This window comes from Pseudomonas sp. 39004 (assembly GCF_028682155.1).
Lineage (GTDB): Bacteria > Pseudomonadota > Gammaproteobacteria > Pseudomonadales > Pseudomonadaceae > Aquipseudomonas > Aquipseudomonas capeferrum.
Genome location: NZ_JANIAG010000264.1, coordinates 1 through 4954 on the forward strand (window position 1 = coordinate 1; position 4954 = coordinate 4954).

The 4954-nt window shown below is 65.0% G+C and carries 3 protein-coding genes; all 3 read right to left on the bottom strand.

The features are described from left to right. Nucleotides 1-12: 12 nt before the first annotated feature. Genes mksF through mksB form a run of 3 tightly spaced genes read right to left on the bottom strand, consistent with a single transcriptional unit; the run spans nucleotide 13 to nucleotide 4827 of the window. On the bottom strand, nucleotides 13-2844 hold the full coding sequence (gene mksF / locus NP534_RS25610) for an Mks condensin complex protein MksF (protein WP_274100571.1): 2832 nt from the start codon (nucleotides 2842-2844) through the stop codon (nucleotides 13-15). After that, on the bottom strand, nucleotides 2841-3548 hold the full coding sequence (gene mksE, locus NP534_RS25615; RefSeq protein ID WP_274100572.1) for an Mks condensin complex protein MksE: 708 nt from the start codon (nucleotides 3546-3548) through the stop codon (nucleotides 2841-2843). Before mksE ends, mksF begins: the two co-directional genes overlap by 4 nt. After that, nucleotides 3538-4827, bottom strand: a complete 1290-nt coding sequence (mksB, locus tag NP534_RS25620) for an Mks condensin complex protein MksB (RefSeq protein WP_274100573.1) — start codon at nucleotides 4825-4827, stop codon at nucleotides 3538-3540. Before mksB ends, mksE begins: the two co-directional genes overlap by 11 nt. Between the last annotated feature and the right edge of the window lie 127 nt (nucleotides 4828-4954).

A 4954-nucleotide genomic window follows, 5' to 3' on the forward strand; every position in this document is an offset into this window, starting at 1 on the left:
GCCCCAGATTCTTCAGGCCAACTCTTCGGCCTGATCCTCACGCACAACCTTCCTCACCTCATCCAGCCGGCTGATGAACTTCCAGTCCGCCTCGTCGATGTAGATGCCGTTCGGCCCGCTGCCACCTTCCAGGTCGATCGCCACGTGCGCCGATACCTGTGGCTTCACACTCGCCAGAATCGGTACGAAGCCCAGCTGCAAGCTGGTCTCCAGCAGTGCCGCCTGGTTGCGCTCGTCGATATCCGCTGCTTCGTCCAGGTAGTACGGCAGGCGAATGCGCCCGGCCAGGTCACGGTCCATCAGGTGCAGCAACAAGTACATGTTGGTCAGCGCCTTGATGGTCATGGTGGTGCCGTTGGACGCGGCGCCGTCGATGTCGGCGTGGATCACCGGCTGGCCATTGACCTTGGTGATCTCGAAGGCCAGTTCGAACAGGTCCTTGAGGCCCAGCTGGTTGTGGTTGGCCGCCACCAGCCGTGCCAGGTACTCCTTGGCCTCTTCGTTCTTGTGGTCCTGGTCGGAATTCTGCGTCAGGTCGAACACCGAAAGGGTCTCGCCTTCCTCGTACTGGCCGGCGCTGTGGATGATCTGGTCGATGTGCTTGAGCGCTTCCTTGTTCGGTGCCAGCACCACGCGGAAGCTCTGCAGGTTGGACACCTGGCGCTTGTTGATCTCGCGGTTGAACAGCGCCAGTTGGTGCTCGAGGCTGTCGTAGTCGCTACGGATGTTGCGCAGGGTCCGGGCGATGTCGGTGACTGCGGCGCGGCGCGCCTTGGCCAGGGTCAGGGCCTCATCGGTGCGGTGCGCGTAGGCGTTGACCAGCAGTTGCAGGCGGCGCTCCATGTCGTCTTCGCTGTCGAACTTGGCCACGCCCTTGAGGCGCACCTGGGCGTACAGCGCCTCGATCTGGTTGTCCACCCGCTGCAAGCCCTGCCAGCTGTCCTGGTAGTCGTTGAGCATCGGCAGCAGGTTGTCCATCGAGTCGTCGACCGCTTCCATGAACGGCGTGCCGTAAGGCAGGTCGGCCGGCAGCAGCTGGCGGCGGCGCAGGGCGTCTTCCAGGGTGCGCTGCTTGGACTCCAGGTCGCCGAGCTGGCGGCCGACCAGTTGCAGCTTGGCCGACAGTTGCTGGACGCGCTCGGTGAAGGCATCGCTGGAGCGTTTGAGCTCGTCCTGGGCCGCTTCCAGTTGTGACAGCTGCTCCAGTTTCTCGGGCTCTTCGGCCGCCAGCGTTTCGCTGCGACGGAAGTCCTCCAGCGCCTTCTGCGCATCCAGTACGGCCTGGTACAAGGTTTCGGTCTGCGCCTTGGAGGCGGAGCGGTCGGCGGCCACGGCCTGCTGGGTCTTGAGCTGCTTGAGCTCGCGCTCCAGGCGGTCCTTCTGGTCGCGCAGGGCGGCGCGGTCGGCCAGCGCCTGCAGGGCCGGTGGGTCGATGTGCGAGATATCGATGGAAAGGCCTGGTGCCTCGAAGCGCTCGCCTTTGAAGCCATCGAGCACCGCTTCCAGCGACTTCACCCACAGGTCGCTGTCGTCCAGTTCGATGCCGCGCTCGCCCAGCGGCAAGCTGAACAGCGCGCCGTTGAACAGGCGCATCAGGCGGTCGACGTCCTGCTGCGAGAACTCTTCGCGCAGGCGGGCATAGCTGTTGTTGTCGGCGTGGTCGAGCTGCTGCTTGACCTGCTTGACGCGTTTTTCCAGGTCGCGTACGCGCTCGTCCAGGTCTTCGGCAGAGAACTGCCGCGACTGGGCCAGGGCGCCGGCCAGTTCGTCGTGGGCATCCTTGGCGGCCAGCAACTGCTGCTCCAGGACCTTGACGTCATCGACCAGGGCGAAGCGGCGCTTGAGCACCGACAGCTCGCCGAGCCAGCGCTGGATGCCGGTGATCTCACGCTCCAGGCGCATCAGCTCTTGGGTGCCACCGCGTTGGTCGTTCTGCAGCCGGTCCTGTTCGCCACGGTAGTGTTCGGACTGGATGACCAGCTCTTCCTTGCGCGCCATGGCATATTCCTGCCAGGTGCCCAGCAGGTTGTCGAGCAGGGGCGAGAGGCGGTGCAGCTTGCCGCGCAGAATGTCGCGCTGGGCAACGCCACCGGCCAGGGCTTCGACCAGCGGGCCGGCGGCGACCAGGGCGTTGTAGTCCTGCTCCATGCGGCGCACGTCGCGGAAGGCTTCTTCACAGGCCGCGATGTAGTCGACGCTGCCCGAGCGCAGGCTGTGCTCGAAGGCGTCGAGGAACAGCTGCTTGAGCTTGGCTGCGGTGATCTCGCGCATGTGCAGCAGGTTGATGAACAGCGCGCGGAAGGTTTTCAGGCTTTGCTCGCTGGTCGAGCGCAGCGGGATCATGGTCAGGTCCAGCGGCACCGAGGTGTGGCCACCGACCAGCAGCCGACGCAGCTCGTCGGGCTTGAGCTCGTAGGCCTTCAGGCCCAGGCGCTCGAGGTTGGTGAACAGCTCTTTCTGACGCAGGCAGGTGTCGTTCTTCTGGTAATGGGCCAGGTCCAGTTCGCCCTTGTAGGCGAAGAACTGGTGGCCGAAACCGCCGCCCGGGCCGCGGCCGACCACGCCGATCACGTGCGGGCCGTGGGGCAGGTTCAGTTCGCAGAGGATGTACGAGGTATCGCTGGCGAAGTAGAAGCGACGCGACTGCTCCAGGCTGTACTTGCCGAAGCTCATGTCGGACATACGCGCCAGGATCGGGAACTGCAGGGCGTTGATCGAGGCCGATTTACCCAGGTTGTTGGCGCCGTACACCGACAGCGGGTGCTCCAGCGGGAACAGGCCAAGGCTGTAGCCGGCGGTGTTGAGCAAAGCGAAGCGGCGGATGCCGTAGCGTTCCTGGCTCATGCGTCAATCTCCTGTTGCTCTTCGCGGATGGCCCGGGCCAGGGCGTCCTCGTCGCTCTCGTCGCCTTCGAATGGCGACAGGTCGAGCGGGTCGTCGGTGCGGTTGAGTTGCTCCGGGCTTTCTTCCTCGGCCAGTACCGGGGTCGGCAAAGGCAGGTCGCTGTGCAGGGTAGCGGCCAGGTCGCGGTCCTGCTGCACCGACAGGCAGACGTCGAGGAAGCGGTGCATCGGCGGCAGGAAGCGGTAGATACCGCCTTCCTCGAAGGCGAAGCCGAGCTGGGTCATGCGCCGCAGGATTTTTTCTTCCAGCTCTTCGACGGTTTGCACTTCGGCCTGCAGGAACAGGTCGCGGTACTTTTCCAGCAGCGATGGCAGCTCGTCGCGGCCGATGCTGCCGCCGTCGAGCACGGCCATTGGGTCGCGGCCCTGGTCGGCCAGGTGCTCGACCAGGATGAAGGTGAACAGCGACAGGCGCTGGGCGGTCTTGTTGACCTGCGCGGCGGCAAGCTCGGGCACGAAGTAATAGAAACCACGGGTGTCGCACACCAGTTCGAAGCCCAGGGCCTTGAACAGTGTGCGGTACTGGTCCTGGAAGTTCGACAGCTGAGCGTACAGCTCGGGGTCACGGCGGCTGACGTGGAAACCTTTGAACAGCTCGCGGAAGATCGGTGCGAGCTGGGACAGTTCGGAAAGATCAAGATGCATTGGCTGGGCTCGCGTTGGATTCGGCAGTCGTTGTGGCGACGTCTTTACGGCTGGACGTCAGGGCGAACGAGCGCAGGCTGACCAGGTGTTCGTGGGTGGTGTAGTCGCGGCGTTCGAGGCGCTCGCGCTGGAAGCGCTTCTCGCGCGACAGGCGCGAGAACCAGTACAGCAGTTCGTCGGTGGCGCCGTCGGGCTCCTGCTCCAGCAGCCAGACCATCAGGTCGGGCAGCGGCAGGGCCTGCTCGCAGCGTTCGAGCATTTCCTTGACCGTGCGTGGCGCGCGCGGCAACGGGTCTTTGTCGGTCTTGTGCGCCTTGGGGAAGCGCGCAGGCTTGGGCTCGAAACGGGCCAAAGCGTAGACGTAGGCCTCGACCTGGCTGGCGCTGCCGAGGAAGGTGCTCTGCGGCCGGGTGAACATCGCCATGGCCGCTTGCGGCACGGCATCGATGCCCTTGCGGCGGATCACCGACAGCGCCAGGGCGGCGCCACGGGTCACGGCGTTGTGCCGGCGCGCTTCTTCGCGCAGTGGTAGCAGCAGTTCACGGGCGTGGCGCAGGGTCAGCTGGGCGCTGGTCTGCATTTCCAGGATGCGCGCGTGGGTGCGCAGCAGCATGTCGTCGTCGACCAGGTGGCCCAGGCGCGCCTGCTCGCCCAGCAGGCGCAGCAGCACGGTTTCGACCTTGCGCACGCCTTGTTCGAAGGCGCCGTCGGCGTTGACCAGCTGGATCATCGGCTCGACGTACTCGTCCCAGGTTGCGAGGACTTCAGCGTAGCGCTGGCGCAGCGGGATCTGGCGGTTGCTGGTCTTGGCCCGCTCGGCCACGGCCACCAGCGCCTGCTCGTCGTTGTCGAGCTTCTTCAGCACATCGCGCACGCGCATGTCGAGCAGGCGCAACTGGCGCGCCAGGTCGTCGCTATCGCGGTTGTCGAAGGCATCCTGGATGTGCCCGGCAAGGCGTTCCAGGTGGCGCAGGTAGGCTTCGATCTCCAGGCACAGGCCCAAGCGGTGTTCGCGGCGCAGGTAGGCGAGGAAGTCGTGGATCTGGGCGTTGAGCTCGAAGCGGTTCGGGCTCTTGGCCACCGGCACCAGGATATCCAGGCGGATCCACACGTCGAGCAGCTGGGTGATGTCCTGCGGGGTACTCTCGACCTGCTGGCGGGCCACATGCTGACGCAGTTCGACCAGGCTCAGGGTGCCCTGGTCGAAACGTTCGCACAGCGGCTCGATCAGGGCCCAGTGTTCGGCTAGGGCGCGCAGGACGCGCTTGGGTTCGATCATGGCTTCGACTCGTTGCCAAGAAAAAGGGGGCGATTGTACTGCATACGGGGGGGAGGATTTCACCCCTTGGTCTGTAATGAGAAATGGCCTTTGTTTATTTGTGTGTATGGCGGGAGGGCTTTGGCGA

Coding starts and splice junctions, on each gene's coding strand:
- mksF (WP_274100571.1), bottom strand. CDS start 2,844: ATGAGCCAGGAACGCTACGGCATCCGCCGCTTCGCTTTGCTCAACACC.
- mksE (WP_274100572.1), bottom strand. CDS start 3,548: ATGCATCTTGATCTTTCCGAACTGTCCCAGCTCGCACCGATCTTCCGC.
- mksB (WP_274100573.1), bottom strand. CDS start 4,827: ATGATCGAACCCAAGCGCGTCCTGCGCGCCCTAGCCGAACACTGGGCC.